Annotated in this window: 25 protein-coding genes; 10 read left to right on the top strand and 15 right to left on the bottom strand. The window is 43.8% G+C overall.

What is annotated here, in order from left to right:
• Nucleotides 1-19 precede the first annotated feature (19 nt).
• From FLA_RS21545 to FLA_RS21560, 4 genes are read right to left on the bottom strand one after another with little or no spacing between them, the layout of a single operon-like run.
• Nucleotides 20-1411, bottom strand: a complete 1392-nt coding sequence (locus tag FLA_RS21545; protein WP_231940304.1) for a methyltransferase RsmF C-terminal domain-like protein — start codon at nt 1409-1411, stop codon at nt 20-22.
• A gap of 41 nt (nt 1412-1452) precedes the next feature.
• A complete protein-coding gene (locus tag FLA_RS21550) occupies nt 1453-2253 on the bottom strand; it encodes an O-methyltransferase (RefSeq protein ID WP_076382463.1) in 801 nt (266 codons plus the stop codon).
• An 8-nt stretch (nt 2254-2261) separates the two neighbouring features.
• Nucleotides 2262-2759 carry a dihydrofolate reductase gene (locus FLA_RS21555; RefSeq protein ID WP_076382464.1) on the bottom strand — a complete coding sequence of 166 codons (498 nt, stop codon included), beginning with the start codon at nt 2757-2759 and terminating at the stop codon, nt 2262-2264.
• Nucleotides 2760-2770: 11 nt separating this feature from the next.
• Nucleotides 2771-3586, bottom strand: a complete 816-nt coding sequence (locus FLA_RS21560) for a thymidylate synthase (RefSeq protein ID WP_076382465.1) — start codon at nt 3584-3586, stop codon at nt 2771-2773.
• Nucleotides 3587-3770: 184 nt separating this feature from the next.
• Between FLA_RS21560 and FLA_RS21565 the strand changes: the two genes are divergently transcribed.
• Nucleotides 3771-4439: a response regulator transcription factor gene (locus tag FLA_RS21565; RefSeq protein ID WP_076382466.1), complete on the top strand. Its 669-nt coding sequence runs from the start codon at nt 3771-3773 to the stop codon at nt 4437-4439.
• A 5-nt stretch (nt 4440-4444) separates the two neighbouring features.
• Here the strand turns inward: FLA_RS21565 and FLA_RS21570 are convergent, their stop codons facing one another.
• From FLA_RS21570 to FLA_RS21590, 6 genes are all read right to left on the bottom strand, one after another.
• Nucleotides 4445-5641 (bottom strand): proline dehydrogenase family protein, encoded by a 1197-nt coding sequence (locus tag FLA_RS21570; protein WP_076382467.1) that lies wholly within the window; start codon nt 5639-5641, stop codon nt 4445-4447.
• A gap of 134 nt (nt 5642-5775) precedes the next feature.
• On the bottom strand, nt 5776-7209 hold the full coding sequence (locus FLA_RS21575; RefSeq protein WP_076382468.1) for a SusD/RagB family nutrient-binding outer membrane lipoprotein: 1434 nt from the start codon (nt 7207-7209) through the stop codon (nt 5776-5778).
• A gap of 11 nt (nt 7210-7220) precedes the next feature.
• Nucleotides 7221-8879, bottom strand: coding sequence for a TonB-dependent receptor domain-containing protein (locus FLA_RS31880; RefSeq protein ID WP_231940305.1), 1659 nt, complete (start codon nt 8877-8879; stop codon nt 7221-7223).
• A 24-nt stretch (nt 8880-8903) separates the two neighbouring features.
• On the bottom strand, nt 8904-10505 hold the full coding sequence (locus FLA_RS31885; protein ID WP_231940306.1) for a TonB-dependent receptor plug domain-containing protein: 1602 nt from the start codon (nt 10503-10505) through the stop codon (nt 8904-8906).
• 276 nt (nt 10506-10781) lie between these two features.
• Entirely contained in the window at nt 10782-11618 is an 837-nt protein-coding gene (locus FLA_RS21585) for an endonuclease/exonuclease/phosphatase family protein (protein WP_076382469.1), read from the bottom strand.
• Nucleotides 11619-11702: 84 nt separating this feature from the next.
• The gene (locus tag FLA_RS21590) at nt 11703-12575 is read right to left on the bottom strand and encodes a LysR substrate-binding domain-containing protein (protein ID WP_076382470.1); all 873 of its coding nucleotides are present in this window, start codon (nt 12573-12575) and stop codon (nt 11703-11705) included.
• Between the two features lie 106 nt (nt 12576-12681).
• Here FLA_RS21590 and FLA_RS21595 point away from each other — a divergent pair, with 106 nt between their 5' ends.
• Both FLA_RS21595 and FLA_RS21600 read left to right on the top strand, forming a co-directional pair.
• Nucleotides 12682-13908, top strand: a complete 1227-nt coding sequence (locus FLA_RS21595; RefSeq protein ID WP_076382568.1) for an MFS transporter — start codon at nt 12682-12684, stop codon at nt 13906-13908.
• 111 nt (nt 13909-14019) lie between these two features.
• Nucleotides 14020-14697, top strand: coding sequence for a DUF481 domain-containing protein (locus tag FLA_RS21600; protein WP_231940307.1), 678 nt, complete (start codon nt 14020-14022; stop codon nt 14695-14697).
• Here the strand turns inward: FLA_RS21600 and FLA_RS21605 are convergent.
• The 3 genes from FLA_RS21605 to FLA_RS21615 form a co-directional block, all read right to left on the bottom strand.
• Nucleotides 14694-15614, bottom strand: coding sequence for a YihY/virulence factor BrkB family protein (locus tag FLA_RS21605; RefSeq protein WP_076382472.1), 921 nt, complete (start codon nt 15612-15614; stop codon nt 14694-14696). The two genes, FLA_RS21600 and FLA_RS21605, sit on opposite strands and share 4 nt — an antisense overlap.
• A gap of 123 nt (nt 15615-15737) precedes the next feature.
• Entirely contained in the window at nt 15738-17201 is a 1464-nt protein-coding gene (locus FLA_RS21610) for a DUF5689 domain-containing protein (RefSeq protein ID WP_076382473.1), read from the bottom strand.
• Between the two features lie 19 nt (nt 17202-17220).
• The gene (locus tag FLA_RS21615) at nt 17221-19716 is read right to left on the bottom strand and encodes a TonB-dependent receptor (protein ID WP_076382474.1); all 2496 of its coding nucleotides are present in this window, start codon (nt 19714-19716) and stop codon (nt 17221-17223) included.
• Between the two features lie 223 nt (nt 19717-19939).
• On the opposite strand from FLA_RS21615, the gene FLA_RS21620 reads away from it, so the two are divergent.
• Nucleotides 19940-20920, top strand: coding sequence for an endonuclease/exonuclease/phosphatase family protein (locus FLA_RS21620; RefSeq protein ID WP_231940308.1), 981 nt, complete (start codon nt 19940-19942; stop codon nt 20918-20920).
• Here FLA_RS21620 and FLA_RS21625 read toward each other — a convergent pair.
• Entirely contained in the window at nt 20917-21279 is a 363-nt protein-coding gene (locus FLA_RS21625; protein WP_144264178.1) for a hypothetical protein, read from the bottom strand. The genes FLA_RS21620 and FLA_RS21625 overlap by 4 nt on opposite strands.
• A gap of 99 nt (nt 21280-21378) precedes the next feature.
• On the opposite strand from FLA_RS21625, the gene FLA_RS21630 reads away from it, so the two are divergent.
• The gene (locus FLA_RS21630) at nt 21379-21828 is read left to right on the top strand and encodes a response regulator (protein WP_076382477.1); all 450 of its coding nucleotides are present in this window, start codon (nt 21379-21381) and stop codon (nt 21826-21828) included.
• On the opposite strand, the gene FLA_RS21635 is transcribed toward FLA_RS21630, so the two are convergent.
• The gene (locus tag FLA_RS21635; RefSeq protein ID WP_076382478.1) at nt 21815-22027 is read right to left on the bottom strand and encodes a hypothetical protein; all 213 of its coding nucleotides are present in this window, start codon (nt 22025-22027) and stop codon (nt 21815-21817) included. The two genes, FLA_RS21630 and FLA_RS21635, sit on opposite strands and share 14 nt — an antisense overlap.
• 196 nt (nt 22028-22223) lie before the next feature.
• Here FLA_RS21635 and rpsF point away from each other — a divergent pair, with 196 nt between their 5' ends.
• The 5 genes from rpsF to FLA_RS21660 all read left to right on the top strand — a co-directional run bounded on the left by rpsF (nt 22224) and on the right by FLA_RS21660 (nt 25293).
• Nucleotides 22224-22577 carry a 30S ribosomal protein S6 gene (rpsF, locus tag FLA_RS21640; protein ID WP_076382479.1) on the top strand — a complete coding sequence of 118 codons (354 nt, stop codon included), beginning with the start codon at nt 22224-22226 and terminating at the stop codon, nt 22575-22577.
• 5 nt (nt 22578-22582) lie between these two features.
• The gene (gene rpsR, locus FLA_RS21645; protein ID WP_076382480.1) at nt 22583-22849 is read left to right on the top strand and encodes a 30S ribosomal protein S18; all 267 of its coding nucleotides are present in this window, start codon (nt 22583-22585) and stop codon (nt 22847-22849) included.
• A 144-nt stretch (nt 22850-22993) separates the two neighbouring features.
• Nucleotides 22994-23440 (top strand): 50S ribosomal protein L9, encoded by a 447-nt coding sequence (rplI, locus tag FLA_RS21650; RefSeq protein WP_076382481.1) that lies wholly within the window; start codon nt 22994-22996, stop codon nt 23438-23440.
• A gap of 83 nt (nt 23441-23523) precedes the next feature.
• Nucleotides 23524-24630 (top strand): carboxylate-amine ligase, encoded by a 1107-nt coding sequence (locus tag FLA_RS21655; protein ID WP_076382482.1) that lies wholly within the window; start codon nt 23524-23526, stop codon nt 24628-24630.
• 126 nt (nt 24631-24756) lie between these two features.
• Nucleotides 24757-25293: an RNA polymerase sigma factor gene (locus FLA_RS21660; protein WP_076382483.1), complete on the top strand. Its 537-nt coding sequence runs from the start codon at nt 24757-24759 to the stop codon at nt 25291-25293.
• Nucleotides 25294-25295: the final 2 nt, after the last annotated feature.

A 25295-nucleotide genomic window follows, 5' to 3' on the forward strand; every position in this document is an offset into this window, starting at 1 on the left:
GTTAAAAATACGGGTAATTTTAATCTTTTAATATTCTCCATTCCACCGGATAGTAATTATTTATTCTACCGGGCAACACCTTCATCCACCCCAGATTCACACCTTCAAACTGTGCCAGCGTCCACCCTTTGGGGGCATCTCCTGCATCTACCTCTTTCTTACGTAAATACTGTAAAGCCTGCTCCAGTTCCAGGTTCAGCTTTGGTAAGGTATCTTTTACATGCAAGCTTAATGCCAGTGCATGTTCAGGCACCAGATCCTTTCCTTTTAACATGCCCACAGCCACCCCTGCTTTTTTAATATGTAACGACTGCTGCAATGTCAGCACCTCGGCTTTCCACTGTTCCGGAACCGCAATAATAGTGTCTTTCTGCTTAAACAGAAACAAGTTAGCAGTATCCTTTAACCAATCGCCCACCACCTGCACTTCCTGTTTGGTTAAGGTATTTAATGTGTTTTTCTTAACAAATACGGTTCCGCTGCTACTTTCTTTTTTCCGGAAAGCGGCTATGAAAAAACCTTCTCCTTTTACCTTATCAGGATAAAAACGGTAACCGGCAGCTTTGTATTGTTCTGACAGAACGGGAATAATGCCCCATTCTTCCTCCAAAGAGATAGAACAGCTTTCCAGTGCAAAGTTTTGCATCAGCCAGTCCAGTATTTCTTCATCTTCCTGCTTGCTGTAAGAACAGGTGGAATAGATAAGTATACCTTCTTCTTTTAAAGCCGGGTAGATATCCGCCAGAATACGTTGCTGGCGCTGGCTGCATAAGGCTACGTTATCTTCACTCCACTCTTCAATAGCTTCAGGATCTTTTCTAAACAGTCCGCTGCCGCTACAGGGCGCATCGGCCACTATTACATCAAAATACCCGGCCAATGCCTGAAAGTGAGCCGGATCGTTATTGGTAACCACCACATTGTCGGCACCCCATTTTGTAATATTCTCGGCCAGTATACTGCTGCGGTTACGTATCACCTCATTGGCCACTACCAGCCCATCGGCAAAATAAGAAGCCAGTAAGGTGCTTTTTCCACCAGGGGCAGCACACAAGTCCAATACTTTTTGCTGTGCGGGATTGCCCGCTACCTGATGCAGCACTTCCCATAAGAACATGCTGCTGGCTTCCTGCACATAATAAGTGCCGGCATGAAACAACGGATCGAAAGTAAAGGAAGGACGTTCGGGCAGATAAGCTCCATACCTGCACCAGGGAACAGGCGTAAGCGGTAACCCGGAAGCCAGGCGCTGCGGCCCTTTTGCCGGGTTAAACCGTACAGAAGTTACTTTTTCCTCTGCTGCATGAACTGCTTCAAAAGTATTGCGGTTAAAGCCTGCACACTGTTCCAGCGAGGCCAGTAATGCTATGGGTAGTTTGCCTGACAAATGATAGGTATTTTGAAGCGTCAAAATTAACTGTAATACGCATGTAACGCTTCAATACCCTTTTATTAGAACCGCACGGTGAAATGTTGCTTTATTTTAAATTCTTTGCGCAGCAACACTATTCCGATAAAAAACAGATCAATGGTCATAGTAACCGCTTCGTGCTGTTGCACTTCCTGCCATACCTGCTCCATTTCACTGCTCCAGTGTATATCATCCAGGATAATGATGGTGTGTTCATGCGCCACTTCCAGCAATTGATGAAAATATTGCATAGTAGGCTGATAGCGGTGATTACCGTCTACAAAAGCAAAATCCACCTTGGCCGGCAAAGCTTTTAAAGTATCCTCCAGCGTTTCGTCGAAATTGCCTTCTACCAACCGGATGTTTTTCAACTCCAATGCAGCAAAGCCCGACCGCGCTACCGAAGCCACTGCAGGTGCGCCTTCCATAGTGGTAACGGCTGCTTTACCATTGCCGCTGGCCAGATAGGAAGAGGTAATACCTAAAGAAGTACCCAGCTCCACTATTACAGCGGGCTGATAATAGTTAACCATGCGAAACATCAGCTGGCCATACTTTGCCGGCTTTAAAGCACTGCGGGCTATAGAAGATACCTGGCGGCGCTTGTGCGAATTTACACGTGAACCGGCTCCAAAATCGGCTATTTCCAGCCAGGTGTTATCCTGCAATAATTTTTCCCGCTGCTTCTCTATCTGTTGATAGCAGTAATAAGCACGGTTATCATTTAACACATCTGTTATAAAGCTAAATACAAACGGGGAATGCACTCCATGTCCCTTACCGTTCTCTCCTCTCCACCAATATTGAAAATACTTTACAGCTAACTGTAGTTTAGAATACATATTTTGATTTATTTCCGCTCCCACACCTGGAAGCTATAGTCGTATGCATGTTTGTCATCTGCTAAAAAATCCTGGTGAGAAGTCAGATGCCATTTTTGTTTATCTACTTCAGGAAAAAAAGCATCTGCTCCTTCAAAAGTAGCATGCACACGTGTCAGATAGATCTTATCTGCCTCGTTTATGGTTTCTTTATAAATTTCGCCACCGCCCGATATCAGCACTTCGGCATACTTGTTTTCCTGTGCCAGAAACAACGCATCTTTTACGTTGTTCACCACCACTACTTTATCTTGTTGCCAACCTTGCTGGCGGGTAACGATAATATTTAACCTGCCTGGTAATGGCTGGCCCGATAAAGCTTCAAAGGTTTTACGCCCCATTACTACCGGCATGCCCCAGGTCATATTCTTAAAGAATTTTAAATCGTTGGGCAAATGCCATAACAACTGGTTATTCTTTCCTATTGCATTATCTGTTGCCGCAGCAACTATCAGCGAAATTTTCATAGTGTAATAAGTTAAATGGCAACTGCCCCTTTGATATGTGGATGCGCCTGGTAATTGTCCAGTGTAAAATCTTCAAATGTAAACTCCAGGATATCCTTTACTGCCGGGTTTATTTTCATTACCGGCAATGGATGTGGCGCGCGGGTTAATTGCAGCTTTGCCTGCTCGTGGTGGTTGCTGTATAAATGCACATCGCCAAAAGTATGTACAAACTCACCGGCATCCAGGTTGCACACCTGGGCTATCATCATCGTTAATAAAGCATAAGAAGCGATATTGAAAGGCACCCCTAAAAACACATCTGCGCTACGCTGGTATAACTGACAGGATAGTTTAGCACGCTCCCCTTCTGCCCTGGCAGGTGTAACATAAAACTGGAAAAGTGCGTGACAAGGCATTAATGCCATTTCGGGCAACTCGGCCACGTTCCACGCGCTTACAATCATCCGGCGGCTATCGGGGTTGGTTTTAATTTGCTTTATTACATCCGAAATCTGATCAAACGTAGCACCATTGGCTCCTTCCCAGCTACGCCATTGCTTGCCATATACCGGCCCCAGGTTTCCATCGGCATCCGCCCACTCATCCCATATTTTCACACCATGCTCTTTCAGGTAGGCTATATTGGTTTCGCCCTTCAAAAACCACAACAGTTCGTATATAATGCTTTTCAGGTGCAGCTTTTTGGTGGTCACCAACGGAAAGCCTTCCTGCAGGTTAAACCGCATCTGGTAACCAAAACAGCTGGTAGTGCCAGTACCGGTGCGGTCTGTTTTTACCGTACCGTTATCTATAATATGTTGAAGTAATTGTAGGTATTGTTGCATAACGGTGCAAGATACAAAAAGATGCGCCTTTTGTATGATCTGTTAGGGGACTGAAAACCATGCCATATGTTATATTTTATGAACATAATGCCGGTAACTGCCTGATTACAGGCAGCAAAAACTTGCTTTTTAGCGATGATTATAGCTGTGAAGATGTTATATTTAATACGTAAGACGACCCACTATGATAACGATAGCCATAGCAGACGATCACACACTATTACGGAAGGCATTGGTTTCGCTGATTAACGATTTTACCAATTGCCAGGTAATTATGCAGGCAGGAAACGGACAGGAGTTACTTGATTTACTGGCTGCTGCCACCACTTTACCACAGGTGGCCATACTGGATGTAAATATGCCCTTTTTAGATGGCTACCACACCGCCCGGGCCCTGGCAGCCGGGTATCCGCAAATACACACGCTATCCCTTTCCATGCTGAACGATGAACTGAATGTGATAAAAATGCTACAGGCAGGTGTAAAAGGATATGTACTGAAAGAATGTGATCCGGAGGAACTACAGAATGCCATTTTATTTACCTCAAGAGGAGAATACTTTGTGAATGAGCTGCTGACTGTTCAAATAGGCAGAGGAATAAACCACTTAAACAGTCAAACACAAAAGCAGGGTGCCAACGATAGTGAACAACCTGCTTTTTTAACGGAAAGAGAAACAGAATTTCTGCAATGGACAGCCAGTGACTATACCTACAAGGAAATTGCAGATAAAATGAAACTAAGTCCACGCACTATAGACAGTTACCGGGATACATTATTTGAAAAGCTACAGATAAGAAGCCGGGTAGGCCTGGCCGTATATGCTATCAAAAACAAAGTGGTTATCCTATAACCTATTTATACTTCACTGCCGTTGTGCCTTCTTTTCAGCTCTCTTTTAATCAATCCCAACTCGCGGCCTGTTTGCCCGCTTACACTGCTGTTTTCCTGTGCCCTGCGCATAAGGTAGGGTATAACATCACGGATAGGACCAAAAGGCAGGTATTTGCTCACCGAAAAGCCCGCTTTAGCCAGGTTAAAAGTGATATTGTCACTCATGCCATATAACTGGGAAAAGTGCACATGCGGATGATTATGTGGTAAACCTTTGGCATCTAACAGTTCGGCAGCCCGCAGATTGCTGTATTCGTTATGAGAAGCAATGATAACCCCTATACTCTCCAGGTTATTGATACAATATTCCACGGCTGCATTATAATCGCCGTCGGCAAACGATTTATCATTCTGTATAGGTGACGCATAAGCATTCTGTGTAGCACGCAATCTTTCTTTTTCCATATAAGCGCCACGTACCAGTTTCACACCTAACAACACCCCCTGCTTTTGGGTAATCTGGTGCGACATTTTGAGGAAACGGAGCCTATCGTGACGATATAGCTGAATGGTATTGTAGATGATCACTTTCTCTTTATTAAACTCCTCCATCATCTCCATAGTAAGCCTGTCTACGGGGTCTTGTATCCAGCTTTCCTCTGCATCTACCAACACTCCAATGCCCTTTTCTGCAGCCACCTCACAAATGCGGTACATACGTTCACGCACTTTATTCCATTCTTCATTTTCTACTTCATGGTCGTGTATGCCACTGCGTAAACGCGGGGCTTCATTAAGCGTTTGCAATAACCCAAAACGGGCAAAACCAGTTACTTTAATGCTGATAAAAGGGATATTCTTTTGCGTAGCAGCATACTCTATTACACGAATAAATTCCTGGGTAGCGTGTTCAAACGCGTCATCGCCTTCTTTGCCTTCTACCCCATAATCGAGTATTACCTGAACATGGTAGTTTCCTAAGGTTTTGCATACAGCGGCTGTTTGCTCCAGCGTTTCGCCCCCTACAAACTGTTTAAATATGGTTTTACGGATTATGCCATGTACCGGCAAACCTGTTTTCATTAAAAACGGGGTTAGGCGAACTCCGGCAGCTGACACCCATGACAAACCCATGGTTTCAAACAGCCAACGGGCAACTTTCAACTCTTTGTCACTCTTATACGCAAAAGCCACGCTTGTATTATCAAAGGATAGATTCATACTAACAATTGTTCTTACACGAAGATCGGTAGTGCTACGGTAATGAAAAAATTTTGAAGCACATTCTAACAGTATTATTAGAAAGCCGTACAGTTTTTTGCTGTACGGCTTTGATTATATCAAGTTCTGTACCGCTATTGCAGGTCCCAGAAAAGCTTCGTGCTTACGGCATCACCTCCCTGCCCTAAAGCAGCAGAGGCGGCGTCATAATTATCAGTGTTCAGGGTTTCTTCCTGCGCCGGGTAGGTATACCTTTGGGGATATCCTGATATAGCGTACTCGGGCGTTTCCATAACAGGATAATCAAAACGACGGATATCTGTCCAGGCATCAAATCCCCGGTTATATAGGGCTATCCATTTTTGCAGGCCAATTTTTTGCTTATAGGTTCCCGGCAGGGTTGCATAATTACCCGTGGTAGCCAGGTAATCCGCAGCCTGGGCTTCGCTACCACCCCAGTATACAATAGAAGCGGTTACCCCAGCATTATAATGCGCAATAGTAGTGCCCCCTACAGCAAAGCCCCGTGCCGCAGCTTCTGCCAGCAGCAATTCCACCTCGGCATAATCCAGCAACAATGCTTCAAACGTAGGCTCCTGGATACGGTCCAGCGGTTTGGAGAAGGTGGAGTATTTGTTATCCCCTCCTATCACCCCACCGGAATACCCCCCTGCTGCATCGGCAGTAAAATACAAAGGCACCCGGGGATCGTTCAGCGCTACCAGGTTATCTACAAATGTTTTTCCAATTACAAAGTCATGCCGGCCGCTTTGCACCAGTTCTACCCAGATAGGGTTGGTGTTGGGAGGAGATTCTTTATAAATCAGGGCCGCATTATCATTGGCAGAAGTCATTACATAAGGAGCCGCCGCTTCTACTACTTTTTTAGCAGTCACCGGATCAAAATCTGCAACAATCAGCCCCAGTTTCAGCTTTAAGGAGTTGGCAAATACCAGCCATTTAGCAACATCGCCCCCATAAATGATATCGCTGGAACCAAAACTGGCCGCACCGGTTTCCAGAGCATTGATAGAGGTATCCAGGCGTGTGAACAGATCGTAATACACTGCACGGGCCGAATCGTATACAGGCAAAGGATGTGCATCTATGTCCAGGGCTTGTGAATAAGGAATGTGTCCAAAAGTGTTTACCAGCACCGACCAGGCATATACCTGTAATATGTCAGCAATGGCCAGCTCATTCCGGATCTGTTCCGGGGTGGTGAACTGTGGGTCCTGCTGCGGAATGCCCCGCTTGGCATCTTTGAGATTATAGAGTACATCGCGGTATAAACTATTCCAGAACGACTGTGGTATATTACGGGTAGTAAGGTCGTAATTGCTTTCGTCGTTATAGGTGGTTTCGGTCCAGTACTGCGCATTCAACCTGAAAATATTATAGTTTACACTGGGTGTGGTCATAATATCTACCAGGTTTTTCTCGGCATTGGCAAACAAAGATGCCGGAGGTACACCCGTAGGCTTTTTGGTTTGATCGTTAAGATCTTCGATATGTTTAGTGCAGGAGACACATGCTATTACCAGCGCTATGATGATATATCTTTTCATTGTAGTAGATTTTAGAACCTTAATTTTAAGTTTGCTCCCATAATGCGCACCATTGGGTTGGCGCCTACCTGGTAACCTTGTATGTTACCGGAACTTACTCCTTCTTCGGGATCGGCATAAGGCAGGTTTTTATGAATCACCCACAGGTTGCGGCCAAACAAGGAAAGGTCAATACCTTTGAAGGGCTTCAATTTGGCAATCACTTTTTCAGGTAATGAGTAAGTAATAGTAAGGTCGCGCAGTTTTACATAGCTGGCATCATACACAAACGTAGCAGCCGGGTTGCGCCGGTAACCAAATGCACCAAAACGTTCACTGATATCTACCCTTTGCGTATTAGGTGTCCCATCAGCCAATACCCCCGGAAATATTACGCCGCCGCCTTTGCCATTGACCACAGGATCACGTACAGGATTTCCCAGATCATTCACACCAGCGGTTTCAGGATATAAGCCCGTAGCCAGTCCGTAATACATATCCAACGAAAACACATCACCGCCTTTACGCACATCTATTAAAAAGCTTACAGCAACATTTTTGTATTTAAAAGAGTTAGTGATGCCTCCTGTCCAGTTGGGCGTTACATTGCCTATAATATCATTGGTATTACCAGAGAAGGCATAAAAGCCGTCATCACCTACAACCTTTTGTCCATTCTTATACACAAACCCTTCCCCTCTTATAGTACCATAAGGTTCATTTAATGCAGCATTGATAGTTACCCCTGCCTGAAACGAGCCCAGCTGAAAGTTTTTGATACCCGATCCCAGCGATACCACCTTGCTTCTGTTCTTAGTCCAGTTGACCGTAACATTCCACGAAAAATCGCGGGTACGTACAGGTGTACCATTCACCATCACCTCCCATCCTTTGTTATCTACCTCACCAACGTTAATGTACTTGCCATCATAGCCAGTGGCCCTGGATACGGGAGCCGGCACTATCTGGTTGGTGGTTTTGGAATTGTAGTAGGTAACATCAAACCCCAGCCGGCTTTTGAGGAAAGACATTTCCACACCCACTTCATACGACTTTGTTTTCTCCGGTTTCAGGCCAGGATTGTTTTTGACAACCAGCTCGGGAGTAAGCGCTGCATAAGAGTTGTTGTTACCCGGTGTTGATAAGCCTGCACTACCAAAACTGGGATTGATAGCATAATAATCGATCAGCGACTGCGGATCGGCGCTGTTACCTACCTGTGCATAGTTAGCCCTTAGCTTGCCATAGTTTAACCAGGGAGCATTGGCGATTAATTTGGAAAAAACAAAGCCCAGCGATCCGGAGTAATAGAAGTAAGAATTATTATTGGCAGGTAAGGTAGACGACTTATCCTGCCTGCCGGTTACATCTAAGAAAAGATAATCCAGGTAGCCCAGGGTAGCCGTTCCAAAATAACCATCCACTCCTACTTCACTGACTATTTCAGTGGGGGCAACAGCCGGGCTTTTGGTATTGCTTAGCGCATAAATATTGGGTACCGATAACCCACCGTTGGTAGAAGCAAAAGTAGAGTTGACATTGTTGCGCCTGATGTTAGACCCCAGCGATGCTTTGAGGTTAAGCTGGTTACTCAGGTTGCGGTTAAAGTTAATGAGCAGATCGTAGTTGTATTCTCTGTACGAACGCAGGAACTTGGAATAGTAAGGCACTTCCAGGCTACCCACTGCCACACGTTCTTCCTGTATTTCATCATACTAATCCAGGCTTACCCGGCCCATTACATCCAGCCACGATGTGATTTTATAAGAGACATAAGCATTGGCGAAATACCTGCTACGGCTATCGTTTTCATAGTTCTCGTAACGTATCCAGTAAGGATTGTTCCAATAGGCCGGCACGATGCCACCCACGGGATCAGAAGGGTCGGACAAGTTCCACGTAACATTCTTGCGGGTGCGCAGGTAAGCTTCTTTCTGTTCTTTCACATCTACGTTTGTTTGCCACCACTGCCTGAAATTAGTCATCATATTAGCCGTGTGAGGGCCACTGTATCCAGATCCGTAGCGTCCCAGGCCATTGATCTTAGAAAAGTTAACGGCGCCGCCCACAGTAAGCTGATCGGTTATATTGTGTGTAGCACCGAAGTTGAACAGGTCTTTTTTAACGCTGCTGTTAGGCATCACCCCTTTGTCTTCTACACGGGTATATCCTATTTTAAAGGTGCCTTTATCTCCACCACCATCAACAAAAATGCTGGTATTATAAGCCAGCGGCTTTTCAAAAAAAGTAGTAGGATCATTAGCGCCTGCTACCCAGGGCCTGGATTTGCCATAATAAGGTGAAGACGGATCAAAGGCATCCCATTGGTATACCTGCAGGCTGGGATCGAATTTATAGCCCCAGGAAGCGTCTTCTGTAGTAGGCGTTACCCTGTCTGGAGTACCATCTCCATTCACATCCATGTTAAAGAACCAGCCCTTTGGAACCGTAGCAGTATCATAGTAAGTACCATAGCCAGCCCCATACGATTTCTGATATTTGGGGAAGGTTGATTTTTCAATAGACCCCAATGTAAGGCCTGCATTTACCGTAACCCCTAAACTGCCTTTGCGCCCTTTTTTAGTAGTAAGTAACACTACCCCGTTAGAAGCGCGTGAACCATACAACGCGCTGGCTGCTGCCCCCTTTAATATGTTCACCGATTCAATATCATCGGGGTTAATATCTGCCGCAGCATTGCCATAATCGTAGCCCCCCTTACCTACACGTTGCTGCGAGGTATTGGTGTTGGAGTTATCTATAGGGATACCATCAATAACAAACAGCGCCTGGTTGTTACCTACCAGAGATTTATTACCCCGTATCACTACGTTGGTAGATCCACCGATAGAATTGTTCTGTCTTATCTCTATGCCAGAAGCTTTGCCGGACAAGCCAGCCGTAATGTTAGAAGTACGGGTTTTACTGATTTCATCACCAGCTATGGTTTGTGCAGCATAGGGTAATGAATTACGGGTACGCTTTATGCCCATTGCCGTTACTACTACTTCATCAATAACATTGTCTTTCCGAAGCAGCTTCACAGCCACTGTGTTGCCTGCTCCCAGCTTTACTTCTGTGGCAGCATAGTTGGTGGCTGTTATTACCAGCACCTCTCCCTGTGCAGCAATAATAGTAAACAGCCCGGTGGCATTGGATACAGCACCTCGTGTTGTTCCTTTTACCAGCACAGATGCTCCATCTACCGGCTGGCCCGTTTCATCTGTAACCTTTCCGGTAATAGACCTGGACTGAGGGAAGGCTGTTATACTGCATAGCAGTATAAGCCCCCAAAAGAGAGCGATAGTTTGTCTCATGTAATGTAGTTTTTAAGATAAATAATCCTTCCTCATGGGGGTATGAGGTATACTAAAAGGCAGTTTTATCTCAGGTTCACGAAGGAGAACAGTTAGCGTTTTTTTATTTGTTTTCTCATGAATCTATATGCAGCGATCATTACAAAATAGAAAAGCATTTTGAATAAAAGAAGTTTTTAAAACTTTTTTTTAAGTTATATGTATAAAACAGAAAGTCCCCATTGCTGTTGCAACAGGGACTTTTAAAGCTTTGTAACTTAACTAAGGTATAGTGCTTTATAATTTTATCTTAGCCAATACCGGGAAATGATCAGAAGGATATTTGCCACGGTAGGTATCTGTAAGAATACCGTATATAGTTACAGTAAACTGGCTGGTAGCAAAGATGTGGTCTATCACATCTGCCCGCTCTACCGATTTACCCCAGTTATTAAAGCTGCCATTGTTTACATATTTAATGGCTGCCGCATTTCTTACATCTTTTACTACACCAGAGGTAGCCAGTATTTTATAGCAGTCGGTTTCGTATCCACCATTTAAATCGCCGGTGATCAATGCCGGTGTTTTACCAGCAATGGCTGTTACTTTTTGCAACATCAGCCTGCTGCTTTCTATACGGGCTTCTACCCCTTCATGATCGTAGTGTGCGTTGAAGAAATAGAACGATTTTCCGGTAGTTTTATCTTTCAACTGTATCCACGAACAAATACGTTTACAGCATTTGGCATCCCAACCCAAAGATGGTTTAGCAGGGGTTTGAGAAAGCCAGAAATCGCCTTTGTTCAACAAGGTGAATTTGTCTTTTCTAAAAAAGATGGCAGAGTGTTCTCCGGAATCAATTCCATTATCGCGCCCTACACCATACCGTTGGTATTCGGGCAACGCTTTGCTAATATCTGCTAGCTGATTTTGCAGGCCTTCCTGTGTGCCTAATACATCAAAGCCATGAAAACGGATTAAAGCAGCTACCACCGGCGCGCGGTTTTCCCATAAATTACCGGAATCGTACCTGTTATCGTACCTGAGATTAAAAGTGCCCACCGTGTATTCCTGTGCGTGTAATATACCTGCTATCAGCAGCAACCACAACATACCTGCTATTCTCTTGTGCATATCTATAGAGTTTAGTTTGCAATGCTCACTTATTTGTTTTTTGTGGCAAGCGCCTGTTACATTAACAGATTGTTAATAAAGATATTATAGCTTCTTAAATACTTCCTCCACAAACAATAAAGCTGCTTTTTTACGGTAAGCGCCTTTTTGCCACAATATAAAAGACTGCTTGGATAGCTCCTTGCCTGTAATGGGAATAGGCACCAGCTCTTCCCACCCCATCAATGCCTTTTCGTTTAGTACGGTTACCCAGTTTTCATCTCTAACCAGTGATAACAACGAGTGCACATCATTCAGCTCAATACGTACTTTGGGGATAATATCGTTTTTGGCAAACAATTCATCCAGGAAATCGCGTGATATAAATCCCTTACCTGGCAACACCAGGTTTAGCTTCCCGATTTCTTTTAAAGTAACCTTTTTAAGCGCAGCCAGGCTATGGGTTTTGGCTACTACCATTACAATGCGTGACGCAAACAAGGGCTGGCTGTTTAAATCTTCATCGCCAGGATGATTGTGAAAAGAAAGGATAAAATCCAGTTCAGACATACGCAGTTTCTTTTCCAGCGCTCCCGGCGCATCATAATCCACCAGTATTTTTATATGCGGATACTTTTGAGTAAAGGGCGATAACACTGGCAGCAGCAATGATGAAAAAGCATAGGTAGTACCTATTTTAAGTTCACCGGATACACTGGTATTTAAATCGATAATGGCCTGCCGGGCTTTGTCTATTTCAGATAAAATACGCCTGGCATGCTCCAGAAACACCTGCCCTGCTTCGGTTAGCACCACATGCTTTCCTATCCTGTCAAACAACAGCATTCCCAACTCTTCTTCCAGTTGTTTTATCTGTTGCGATAAGGTAGACTGCGTAACATAAATAGCTGCTGCCGCATCGGTAAAATGCAGGGTTTCAGCTGCCTTTACAAAATAGGTCAATTGTCTTACCTCCATACATCAATCGTTTTTGGTAATCAATATCATTAAAACAATCTATTTTTCAAATTTAGCGAATAGCGGGAAATTTGCTGGTGAATAAAAAAGGATGGTACCCGTGGCAATGCATATATTCAGATCGCTCAGATACAGAAATTTCAAACTCTTCTTTTACGGACAATCTATTTCGTTAATAGGCACCTGGATGCAAAAAACAGCCGTGAGCTGGCTGGTTTACCGTTTAACCGGATCGGCAGTTTTGCTGGGTGTGGTAGGGTTTGCCAGTTTAATTCCTTCCTTGGTGCTATCGCCACTGGCAGGAAGTTATATAGAACGGCGTAACCGCTACCGTGTGCTGGTTACCACACAGGTGGCTTCTATGTTACAGGCAGGCGCATTGGCACTGCTTATTTACTTTCGGATATACAATATTCCCATAATAGTGCTGTTGAGCCTGATACAAGGCATTATCAACGCATTTGACGTTACTTGCCGGCAGTCGTTGCTGATGGAAATGGTAGAAGATAAGGACGACCTGCCTAACGCTATTGCCTTGAATTCGAGCATGGCCAATTTTGCACGTATTGCCGGCCCCGCAGGCGCCGGTATTATACTAAGCACGCTGGGCGAAGATTTTTGTTTTTTCAGCAACTTTTTAAGCTATGTGCCTGTGTTGCTTTGCTTGTTTATGATGCGTCTGCAACTGCCACCTGTAAGCTCTAAAGACACCAGTATATGGAATGAATTACAGGAAGGATTTAAATATGTTTCGGGCGACAGGCAATTAAGCAGCATGATTGCTATGATAGGTATAAGCAGCCTGTTTGTAATACCTTTTAACACCCTGATTCCCATTTTTGCCAAAGACCTGTTTAATGGTACAGCCAAAACCTTTAGCTGGTTTGAAAGCATGGCTGGCGTGGGTTCTATAGCCAGTGCTATTTACCTGGCCAATCTGAAACATGGCAAAAGCATGATTTCCGTAATGACGGTGGCCACCGTTATTTTTGGTTCCAGCCTGTTATTACTGGCCTGTAGCAGTTCGTTGCCCATGGCGTTGCTATTTATGGGATTGAGTGGTGTGGGCATGATGGCGCAAACATCGGCCATCAACACCTACATTCAAACACACGCTGCGCCTGCCATGCGTTCACGCGCTATCAGCTATTATGTAATGGCTTACCAGGGCATTATACCCGTGGGTAGTTTGCTGGCCGGTTACATGGCACAGATATGGGGCGCACGTGCCACTGTGTTTGTGGAAGGTACTATTGGCCTAACCGCTATAGCCGCTTTTGTATGGTTTAAAAACAGGGCCAACAACCGCAACACCCTGCTGGCGCAACCATAACTGAGTAAGCTTTTACCCATTGCTTTGTAACGGGCAGGCATAGTAATTGTGTTATACGCCTGCATGAAAATACTTTGTTTGGCAATGCTGCTTGTTTGCTGCTGCCCTTGCATGGCACAGTATAACGACAGCACGCACTATCATGTAAGCTATTCCACTACAGGTATCATTAACCACACCAACGATGCCAACTCGTATGTACTGAACAATGCGTTTGCTTTTAACGTTCGTAAAAAAAGTATTTCGCTCAACTCTACCAATAGCTGGATATACGGACAGAACAACCAGTCGCTTACCAACAATGATTTTTCCACCTCGCTTGATTTTAATATTTACCGCACAAGCAAGCTATTCTACTGGGGGCTGGCCAATTACGATAACAGCTTTTCATTGAAGATTAATGAACGTTACCAGACTGGTGCAGGCGTAGCTTATTCCTTTGTTGACAATAAAACCATGTTTTTAAACCTGAGTGATGGAATTTTATACGAGAAGAGTAACCTGATGCTGAATGATACCACCCGGGAAATATACCATACGCCGCGTAACTCCCTACGTGTGCGTTTGCGGTTTGAGATCAAAGATATTTTTGTAATAGATGGCACGCACTTCCTGCAAAACTCATTGCTGCACAGTGAAGATTATATTATAAAATCAGTAACTAACTTATCAGTGAAATTGCGTAAATGGCTCAGCTTTACTACTACCGTTAACTACAACCTGCTCAACCGCACACACCGCGAAAACCTGTTACTGAACTTTGGTATCACTGCCGAAAAATATTTTTAATCTTTTTCTTCCTGGGGAATATCGGAATACTCAAAAAACAATGCATCACGTTGAGGTTGTATCTGATACCCTTTATACACACTCCATACTTTTGTAAAGGCAGCTCCAAAGTACAGGATCATAGAAGAATAGAACACAAACAAAAGCAGCAGTACCAACGATGCTGATGCTCCGAAAATAACACCAATGTTGCTACCTGGCAATAAACGTTTTAATACTACCTTACCTACTGTAAACAACAGGCTGGTTAATAAAGCCCCTACTAATGCTACCCGCCAGGCAGGACGGCCATCCGGCAAATACCGAAACATAACGGTAAACCAGGCAGTAACTACAATAACAGAAATAACCTGTGTAAGCACATTATTGAATATGAGGGCTACCTGGGGCAGCATTTCCTGTAAATAGTTCCCCATGAGCACCTGTAAACTTTCTGCCACTACACTGGCCATAAAAAGAATACCGGCTATTAATATCACCGCCAGTGAACGCAGCCTGTCTTCCAGGGTAGCCCTGAAATTTTGCTTTACAGGCACACGAATCATCCACAGCTGGTTCATAGAGCTTTTAATAACCTTAAACAACGTGGTAGCCACAAATATCATGAACACAAAACCACCAATGCCAATTAACCAGTTATGCGCCAGGCCGCGAAACCCTTTCAACGTAGTAATTACCTGGTGTGTGCTATCAGCCCCCACTATTTCTTCCAGTCTGTGATACAGATTGGCGCTGATGTTTTTGCGATTAAACAGTAACCCTAATATTTGCGTTAGGATGATAAGAATGGGTGGTAAGGCAAAGCTGGTAAAAAAAGCAGTAGCCCCGGCCAGCCGTAACGGATCGTTACTGATTAACAGCCGGAAGGCATCGCGCAAAAGACCTAAAAAGTCTTTTATCCTTATTTTTTTACCCATACGTACCTATAAATTACCTTTTTAAACCCTGGTTATAATTTCCGATGCTGCAAGGTAAAGCTAAATGACATATCAAATACAACCCGCATGTGTTATACTGTAATAGTAGCTATTGCCATTTTTTTAATTCCACTCTAATTTAATATCATCAATGGCCGTAGAAGCCCTGCTACCACTGCCTGTAGTGGCCGTAAGCGCCACAATGCGAATAGTTAATTTTTTGTTGCTATTTGCTACCGCTTCTGGCAATACAACCTTTACTGCTGTGCTGGTAAAACTGTTTTTACCTGTTACCAACAACTCAGGTGTAGTAATAACAGGTGTGTATGTAGTAGGATAACTACCCTGTGCGTAATCTACCACCCATGTAGTAGCTCTTCCCGAAGCTGCATCCAGTGATTGCAACAGAAAACTGAGGGTGATGTTTTTACATTGCAAGGTATTATTAACAGCCAGCACAAATGCTACTCCCTTATCTGTAGCGGACACCTGCCTGATGCCCAAGGCCCGGTTAACAGATGCCTGTTGTTGCGCCTGTGTGCTGTTCACTGATAACCCTGTAGCAGAAGCATAATTTTTAAACCCACCGGTAGTAGCAGCCCAGGATGCTTTAGTAGCAGCAAAAGACGCTACAACACCAGAATCTATAGCAGTAACATCTGTATGCAAACTTATACCTGCCGGCCATATACTATCTAACCTGTTGCAATCAAATAACACGCTACCTGATCCCTTTAGTTGTATTCCCTGTTCGTAAGGCACGTCCTCTTCTACCGGCTGTACTTTATTACAACGCTCGCCCCTGCATTGTACATCGGCAGTATCTCTTATCATCAATTGCTTTGCACTGTTAAATACCGTATACACACCGGTAACACTTCCCCTGCCACGCGGCAGTGCTGCTGAAGCAAAGTTGGCATAGGCGCTGTTTCGCAGAGTGATTACGCTTTCTTCACAATTTTGCAGGGTAAAACTACCGGCCTGCCTGGTAACACTATTGGCATAAGTGGCCATGCTATCGGCCGCTGCAAATTGCACATCCTGCAATTGAATCAACCTGTTCTGGTATTCATCCTGTAAAGCAGTGGTAAGCTTATCAGCTGTTACAATAACAGGCGTTACGGTATTATGTAAATTACCCTTTATGATGTACTTGCTGAGTAAGGGTGCTGCAATACCGGCAACGGCCAGATCGGAAGGATCACTTACATCTATACCTGCCCCTAACTGCATTAAACCCCGGTAATCGCCCAGTACCAACCCTTTTGCTTTAATAAAAAGCCTTCTGCCCAGCGGATAATCGTTATATAGCGCAGCCCGCGATAACACCAATGAAATGCCCCCTGTAGCATCTTCTATTACAATGCTTTTGTAAAAGTTGCCAGACCTGTCATCAGCAGTTACCACACCTGTAATGATGTAATCTTCCGTTATTGATTCAAATTTTCCTTTTACCGTGTGTAATGTTTTTAATTGTTTGATACTGATGTTGGCTGTGATGTCCGGATTTTCATAAGTTTCCGGTTTATCAAAAGGTTTATTGCAGGCCAGCATACACACGCAGGCCACCCATAGCTGATATTTCATTATCCTTGCTTTATGTGAATTAATACCTGATTCCCAAACTGATGGCATAATTTACCCCCATGCCGTATAATAGTTTGGGAGGATATGTATTGCGGTTTTTAGTTTCGAAATCGAATCGCAACTGCTCATAAGCACCGGCCACTATACTACGGTTATTGAGCAGGTTGTTAATGCTGGCGTATAGGTTGTAGTAAGTGCTTTTTTTCTTTTTAGAAACCTTCCGGTAAGTATAGCCGGCAAACACATTTACGGTAGCTTGTGCAGGCCATTGCTGTTGTTGTATTATCTGCTGAAAAAGCGGTGTTGTATTGCTTACATTGTCTGTGGCCTGTGGCGTAAGCCGAAGAGGATTGGCTTCCAGCCATTGCATACGTGCGTAATTACCGGAAGCACTCACAAACCAGGCGTCCGGCGATCGATACATCAACGTGGCACTATATGCTTCCTGTGGGGAGTTTCCTAAGCGGTAGTTTTTACTGAACACAGTGGTTTTTTCCAGCACAGCAGCGCTGTTATCGGCCGTAACGGTAGCCTGTTGACGCTGGTGGTAATAATACCGGCCCACCGCAGCCACCATGCTAAGGGTAAGCGTTGGGGTTAGCTTTGCTTCTATACCCGTTTCTATACCAGCATACCATTTGCCAATATTGCTCAAAGCATAGTTTACAAAGTTTCTATACTCATCGTGATAAAAGCTAAGTACTTTAAGGCCATGCTGTGTTTGTGTAAGGTAAAACACAGTTTTCACAGATAACTTAGGTGCATTTAACTGATAACCCGCTTCGGCCAGTTGTATTATTTCTGCTGTTACTTTATCCTGCTGTGCACTGCTTGTGCGGGGCGATATATATACACTGTTGGCATAAGGTGGTTTTACCCAATACCCTGCATGTACAAACGCATAATGTCTTCCAGTGAATTTCCAGGTAAGCCCCATTTTTCCGGCATACCCCATAAAGCTATTTACCGGCGATGTACCAAAAGAACTGTATGGAAACAGCCCGTTGCGCATATAGCCTATACGATAAAACTGTGCAGAGGATACCGTTCCGGCAACAAACACATCGGCATGGGCCAATGAATAGTTACACTGCAGCCAGGCAGCAGCATTAGTCATTACTACATCGTAATGGTACCCAAACAATCCTCCCTTTGTCACCAGGCGGTTGGGATGGTATAAGTCGTTTTGTAAGGCTTCTTTATTATCCGGCTCCTCCCTTTCGGCAAATTGATTCACATCCACAAACCAATCACCTCCTAACAGGTCTTCTACTTTTTTATAGTACCGGTTTCGTTGCCATTGATACAATACACCGGCAGTTACAGATACATGTGTCCATGGTTGTATATTAAGGGTGCTGCTGATGGCCACCTGCTTTACCTGTGTTATACGCTGCTGCAGGATATAGCTGGAACGTAAGCCTGTTACACTATTACCGGCTATACCATTGGCATCGGAGATGGTGGTTACATTGCTATTGTTGACATTGTACAATCGATCCCAGTTAATCTGGCTGACAGAAGAATGGGAAGCCGACCAGGCTTGGGTAAGCTGGTCTTTCTGCGCCTGGTTATCGACATAATCGGGCAGGTAACGATAGTAATCGGGCCTGGGATCTGCTGCATTATACCAATCCAGCCCCGATACGCTTCTGGCGCCTGCTGTATAACCTATAGTAGTGATAAGCGTAGTATGTGACGCAGGATGAAAATCGTGTGTAAACAACACTTGTGGCTGATGAACATTACTGATGTTACTATTACGCTTACGACCATCCTGGTAACCCCAGTAAGGGTTGTACCATGGATTACCTGTTAATTGAATAGTTTGCTGCACTGCAGCAGCCTGCATACCGCTTCGGGTGGTGGCGCCTGCCAGTACCAAACTCAACAGATGATGGCTACCTGCCTTTTTATCGATAGCCATAAAATAACTGTTACTGTTGTAAGATGTACCAGGCGCATATCCTTCAGCAGCCCATCTCCTGCTTAGTGAAAAGGCAATAGCCCACCCTTTGGAATTGTATCCCGAAGCATAACTATAAGACAGGCGATGTGTGTATTGCCTGTTACTGAAAGCATAAGTAATATTGGTTTGTTTACGTTGTTTGCCTGCACGCACATCCATCTGCGTATTTCCGCCGGGCGCCCCAAAGGCAAAGGTGGCATTGCGTAAGCCGGCAACTCCTTCCCGGTTACGCATTACATCATTTAAACCACTCCACGATGCCCACCAGGTGTTACCATTTTCCAGGCTTTGCACAGGAAGCCCGTTCACATATGTGCCATACATATCTGTACCATATCCTCTTTGCCTGAACCGGAAAGCATTGAATTGAAATGCAAGCGTGTTACTGATATTATCACGGGATGCCGTAAGCAAAGAGGCTATAAATGTGGTGTTCTCTTCACTTTGCAATAGCGCATCCATAGTAATCAGCCGAATACTATCCTGTGCGGAAAGACGCACATGTAACAGCAGGAAAATACATGCAAATTTTGCAGATGTTTTCATAGCATTAGTAATTGGTTGGCGCAAATGTGTAGTCTCCATTTTAATCTGCCAATTAAAATTTACATCTTATTTTACATAAATGATTATTAAAAAACATCATATAGTATGCATTTGCTGGCTATTCAGCGCATACATATATATTTATTACAATAAATCATCCGCACAAACAAAATATAAAATAGCAATTGCTGCTTTTTATAACTGTGAAAATTTTTATGATACATTGAACGATCTGCTTACGAATGATGACGATTTTTTGCCAGGAAGCGAACGTCACTACAATACAGAAGCTTATCGTTGCAAGCTCAACAATCTGGCACGTGTCATTGCAGCAATAGGTACAGAAGCCAATCCGGACGGGCCGGCCATACTCGGCCTGGCAGAAGTGGAGAACAAAGCTGTGCTGGAAGATATCATAACACATCCTTTGCTGCAACAACGCCACTATCGCATTATTCATTATAACAGTAAAGATGCGCGTGGTGTAGATGTGGCGCTATTATACAACCCGGTGTATTTTATACCAGACAGCAGCGGTAGCCTGCCTGTGCTGATTAAAGGCACTGCTGCCCGTGCTAAAGACAAACAGGAAACAACCTCAGAAGATGTAGCGGAAGATAATTTCTATTATCATTCCAGGGATATATTATGGGTAAAGGGCAAGCTGGATGGGGAAGCCGTGCATATATATGTAAATCACTGGCCCAGCAGATTAGGAGGAGAAGCCCGCACCGCCTCGGCCCGCAGAACAGCCGCCTTGTTATGCAAACATCATAGCGATTCCCTTTCTAAAAAATATCCGCAGGCAAAAGTATTGGTGATGGGAGATTTTAACGATGATCCCGTAAGCCCGAGTATAGCGCGTTATTTACAAGCCCATGCTGATGCAGACACTATACACCCGGCAAGATTATATAATCCCTGGGTTCGTAACTATAAAAAGGGGGATGGCACACTGGCCTTCAGAGATGCGTGGGGGCTTTTTGACCAGGTGATTATCAGCAGTAACTGGCTATTGCAGCAAACTGATTTTTATTTTTATGCAGCCCATGTATTTAAAAAGGAATTTATGCAGGAAAACAAAGGGCGGTACAAGGGGTATCCTAAACGTTTCTGGGATGGCATACAGGCAAGCGGGGGATTTAGCGATCATTTTCCGGTATACATCATCCTATTAAAAAAGGCAGCCAGTCAGCTGCCTTAAAAAGTAGAAGCAGAAAACTGCTGCCGTAATAATGCTACATCTTCCGGTGTGGGAATAGTATTATACACCAGGATGGGTATATGATGGTTATCACTGCTGCTTCGCATGTTCTTTATATAATGGATATATTCCGTTCCTCTGCCCAGCCCCAGCAATATAATCAGATGCGGCACCTGCCTATTCATTAATGCAGACAGGTCAGCCAAAGCTTCTGTAACTTCTATAGTGGCGTCGGGCCAACATACGGCAAGAACAGTAGCCACCTCCTGCCACTGGCTACAGTGGTTGTGCAGTAACACAATAAGTTTATCTGAATGTTCCATTGGTGGCCCGTAAGGCTTGTTTGTAAATGTACACATAGTTGTATGATTTTTTTTAATATTTTGCGTTCTTGTCATTTAATAGCTCAATGAGTTACTTTTGATGAGCGATACCGAATAGCAAAAAAATAATCACTTATGAATGCTTTACATGAAGATCCTACCCACGTGATGCTGGCCGACGATGATGACGATGATTATTTTGTATTTTCATTGGCCATTCATGAGCTTTCTTTTGCGGTATTGCTAACAAGGGCAGAAAATGGCGACATGTTGATGAAATTGCTGGAAGAAAAACATCCGGACATACTTTTCCTGGACATGTTGATGCCATGCAAGTCGGGCCATCAATGTTTAAAGGAAATAAGGGCCAACAGTAAATACGACTCCCTTCCCATTATTGTATATTCCTCCCTTCAGGATTTAAACAATATTGAATTTTGCTACCGGGAAGGCTCTAATCTTTACGCTATTAAACCTTCTTCCCTCCCTGAGCTGAAGAATGTTTTAGAAAGGATTTTTTCCATTGACTGGAAAAAGATGCTGTATTTTCCACCTATGTCACAATTTGTAATTAATCCTGCTTAGTATTTTTATTACTGCTGCTGCTGATAAACTCATCCTGCTCTTTATAGGGCTTATCTTCTTTATTTTCCCGTGTAATGGGGTCTTTATCAGCCAGAATAGAACTGTCTGGCTGTCCTTCCCTTACTTTAAAGGAATCGGGCGATTGTTGAGCAACGTTTTTTAAATCGTTTTCTGTAGCGGGATTGGTATTCTTTTTCATAGTGTAGGTTTTCTATATCTTACTTATGCAAGAACAATACCAGCAGCAGAAAAGAGAAAGAGGAATATGTTAAAGTAATCCTAGACTTAACCTATTGAAAATCAACTTATTTCTGATTTTAGAAATGCTTTTGAATTTCGATAGGGAATTCATACCTTTGCAGCCCAAATTATTTAATTAATCAAAATTCAGGGTAATGAACAATTACGAATTGATGGTGATTTTTACCCCTGTGCTTTCTGAGGACGAGTTCAAAGCTACTCAGAAAAAGTACGCTGATTTCATCAAAGAAAACGGCGGAAACGTAGCGCACAGTAACCCTTGGGGGTTAAAATCACTGGCGTATCCTATCCAGAAGAAGACCACTGGTATTTACTGGGTACTGGAGTATTCTGCGCCATCCGACTTCAATGAGAAGTTTAAAATCCAGATGTTACGCGATGAGCAAATCATGCGTTTCATGGTAACTGCACTCGATAAATACGCCGTCGAGTACAACACAAGGAAAAGAAGTGGTGTATCTACCGGAACCGAAAAAGTGGAGGGTTAATTACCATGGCAAAAGCAAATGAAATTAAGTACCTGACCGCTATTAAGCAAGAGAAGCCTAAGAAGAAATTCTGTCGTTTCAAGAAATACGGTATTAAGTACATCGACTACAAAGACGTTGAGTTTTTAAAGAAGTTTGTAAACGAGCAAGGTAAAATTTTACCACGCCGTTTAACTGGTAACTCTTTGAAGTATCAGCGTAAAGTGGGTGAAGCTATTAAAAAAGCACGCCAAATGGCTCTGTTACCATACGTAACCGATCTGTTGAAATAGAATTGTAGAAAAATCAACAATCACCCGATTGTTGATTTTTCATTTATCTAGTAACCATTCCCTAATCCTGCCGCAATGCAGGAGACAGTCTGAATCAATTTTGAAAGAAATGATTGGGCTCTTTGGGATACTAAAAAAAGTAACATGCAAGTAATTTTAATTCAAGACGTAGACAACCTGGGCGGTAGCAGCGAACTGGTAACTGTGAAAAACGGTTATGCACGTAACTACCTGATTCCTCAGAAATTCGCTATCGAAGCAACTCCTTCTAACCTGAAACAATTGGAAGAGAAGTTGAAAGTGAAAGCGAAGAAAGAAGCAGCTATGCTGGCTGAGATTAACAAAGTAATTGGTAAACTGAAAGAATCTGCTGTTAAAGTAGGTGCTAAAACAGGTACCAGTGGTAAAATCTTCGGTAGCGTTACTTCTTTACAAATTGCACGCGCTATCCGTGACCAAAAAGGTTACGAAATCGACCGCAAGCGTATTTCTATCGTTGACGAAGTAAAAGAATTAGGCACTTACAAAGCTTCTATCGATTTTGGCAACGGTAACGTTACTGAAATGGAGTTTGAAGTAATAGGTGAATAATTGTTTACCAATAGCATTTAGTAAAAGCCATCCCTGAAACGGATGGCTTTTATGTTGAAAAGAAGTTGTAATTTTTGCACCGAATGGGCAACCTCAATTATAAGCATTTTACCCTGGGCGTTGAAGAGGAATACATGGTTATGGACCCTCAAACGTATGAGCTCAAAAGCCATGAGCAGAAGATTGTTACGGAAGGACACAAACTGATTAAGGATAAGATTAAAGCAGAAATGCACCAGGCAGTAGTGGAAGTGGGCACGGATATCTGCGCCGACATAGACGAAGCCTGGCACGATGTAGCTAACCTGCGCAAAACCGTATCGGAAGTGGCCGGCGATTTAGGTTATTACCTGGGTGCCAGCGGCACCCACCCTTTCAGTCACTGGGAAAGCCAGCTAATTACCGATCATATACGTTATAGCCAGATTGTAAACGAGTTGCAGGAAGCTGCCCGTAGCAATCTCATTTTTGGCCTGCATGTGCATGTGGGCATGGAAGACCGTAAAATGGCCATTCACATTGCCAATTCGGCCCGTTATTTCCTGCCGCACGTATATGCGCTTAGCGTAAATTCTCCCTTCTGGGAAGGACGCACTACAGGCTATAAATCGTACCGCACCAAAATATTCGACAAATTTCCCCGCACCGGCATACCTGATTTTTTTGAAAGCATGGAAGCATACGAAAGCTATGTAAACCTGCTGATTAAAACCAACTGTATTGACAATGCCAAGAAGGTATGGTGGGACCTGCGTGTTCACCCGTTTTTTAATACAGTAGAGTTTAGAATTTGCGATGTGCCGATGACGGTGGAAGAAACCATTGCTATTACAGCTTTATTCCAGGCTATTTGCGCCAAATTATACAAACTACGAAGCCAGAATCTTAACTTTAATATGTATCACCGTTCGCTGATCAACGAGAACAAATGGCGGGCAAGCCGTTATGGCATTGACGGCGATTTGATTGATTTTGGTAAGGAGCAGGAGGTGAATACAAGGGTTTTGATAGCCGAACTACTGGATTTTACCGACGACGTGCTGGACCACCTGGGTAGCCGGCATGCTATTGCTTATGTAAACCGGATTTTAGAACAGGGAACAGGCGCCGACCGGCAACTGGCAGTATACCATCAAACCCAAAGTCTTACCGCTGTAACTGACTACATTCATAAACAGTTTTTAGTGTAAGTGGTAGATAATTTTGACGATTGTAGCGACATTTATGGCTTATGCAGCAATTTCCACCCGGAAGGAGCAGCATAAGGCTACTTTTAGGTATCTATTATTATAAGGTGCGTAAAACAGTACTGCCTGGTGACAGAACATGAACTGATTAGAGGATGCATAAAAAAAGATGCTACATGCCAGCGTAAACTCTTTGAGTTATATGCTGGTAAAATGATGTCTGTATGCATGCGCTACGCCTCGGATGCGAGTGAAGCGGAGGATATTCTGCAGGAAGGCTTTATCCGTATTTTCTCGTATATCCATCAGTTTAAATTTGAAGGCTCTTTTGAAGGCTGGCTACGCCGCATTGTGGTAAACAGTGCGCTGAAACAGCTACAGAAAAAGAGGATCGTATTTAAAGAAATTTCTGATCATCACGACAGTTCGCCGCGCCTTGACCCGTACGTTTATGCAAATCTTGGAGAAGAGGAACTGATGAAGTTGATTAACGCGCTACCGGAAGGATACCGCGTGGTGTTTAACCTGAGTGTAATTGAAGGGTATAGCCACGAAGAAATTGCTCAACTTTTGAACGTACAACCCAGCACCAGCCGCAGCCAATTAGTAAAAGCGCGGAAGATGCTGCAAAATCAAATAATAGAACTGCAGAAAATTGCTGTATAACA

It is taken from the genome of Filimonas lacunae, from assembly GCF_002355595.1.
Classification (GTDB): Bacteria; Bacteroidota; Bacteroidia; order Chitinophagales; family Chitinophagaceae; genus Filimonas; species Filimonas lacunae.

Coding starts and splice junctions, on each gene's coding strand:
- FLA_RS21550 (WP_076382463.1), bottom strand. CDS start 2,253: ATGTATTCTAAACTACAGTTAGCTGTAAAGTATTTTCAATATTGGTGG.
- FLA_RS21555 (WP_076382464.1), bottom strand. CDS start 2,759: ATGAAAATTTCGCTGATAGTTGCTGCGGCAACAGATAATGCAATAGGA.
- FLA_RS21560 (WP_076382465.1), bottom strand. CDS start 3,586: ATGCAACAATACCTACAATTACTTCAACATATTATAGATAACGGTACG.
- FLA_RS21565 (WP_076382466.1), top strand. CDS start 3,771: ATGATAACGATAGCCATAGCAGACGATCACACACTATTACGGAAGGCA.
- FLA_RS21570 (WP_076382467.1), bottom strand. CDS start 5,641: ATGAATCTATCCTTTGATAATACAAGCGTGGCTTTTGCGTATAAGAGT.
- FLA_RS21575 (WP_076382468.1), bottom strand. CDS start 7,209: ATGAAAAGATATATCATCATAGCGCTGGTAATAGCATGTGTCTCCTGC.
- FLA_RS31885 (WP_231940306.1), bottom strand. CDS start 10,505: ATGAGACAAACTATCGCTCTCTTTTGGGGGCTTATACTGCTATGCAGT.
- FLA_RS21585 (WP_076382469.1), bottom strand. CDS start 11,618: ATGCACAAGAGAATAGCAGGTATGTTGTGGTTGCTGCTGATAGCAGGT.
- FLA_RS21590 (WP_076382470.1), bottom strand. CDS start 12,575: ATGGAGGTAAGACAATTGACCTATTTTGTAAAGGCAGCTGAAACCCTG.
- FLA_RS21595 (WP_076382568.1), top strand. CDS start 12,682: ATGCATATATTCAGATCGCTCAGATACAGAAATTTCAAACTCTTCTTT.
- FLA_RS21600 (WP_231940307.1), top strand. CDS start 14,020: ATGGCACAGTATAACGACAGCACGCACTATCATGTAAGCTATTCCACT.
- FLA_RS21605 (WP_076382472.1), bottom strand. CDS start 15,614: ATGGGTAAAAAAATAAGGATAAAAGACTTTTTAGGTCTTTTGCGCGAT.
- FLA_RS21610 (WP_076382473.1), bottom strand. CDS start 17,201: ATGAAATATCAGCTATGGGTGGCCTGCGTGTGTATGCTGGCCTGCAAT.
- FLA_RS21615 (WP_076382474.1), bottom strand. CDS start 19,716: ATGAAAACATCTGCAAAATTTGCATGTATTTTCCTGCTGTTACATGTG.
- FLA_RS21625 (WP_144264178.1), bottom strand. CDS start 21,279: ATGTGTACATTTACAAACAAGCCTTACGGGCCACCAATGGAACATTCA.
- FLA_RS21630 (WP_076382477.1), top strand. CDS start 21,379: ATGAATGCTTTACATGAAGATCCTACCCACGTGATGCTGGCCGACGAT.
- FLA_RS21635 (WP_076382478.1), bottom strand. CDS start 22,027: ATGAAAAAGAATACCAATCCCGCTACAGAAAACGATTTAAAAAACGTT.
- rpsF (WP_076382479.1), top strand. CDS start 22,224: ATGAACAATTACGAATTGATGGTGATTTTTACCCCTGTGCTTTCTGAG.
- rpsR (WP_076382480.1), top strand. CDS start 22,583: ATGGCAAAAGCAAATGAAATTAAGTACCTGACCGCTATTAAGCAAGAG.
- rplI (WP_076382481.1), top strand. CDS start 22,994: ATGCAAGTAATTTTAATTCAAGACGTAGACAACCTGGGCGGTAGCAGC.
- FLA_RS21655 (WP_076382482.1), top strand. CDS start 23,524: ATGGGCAACCTCAATTATAAGCATTTTACCCTGGGCGTTGAAGAGGAA.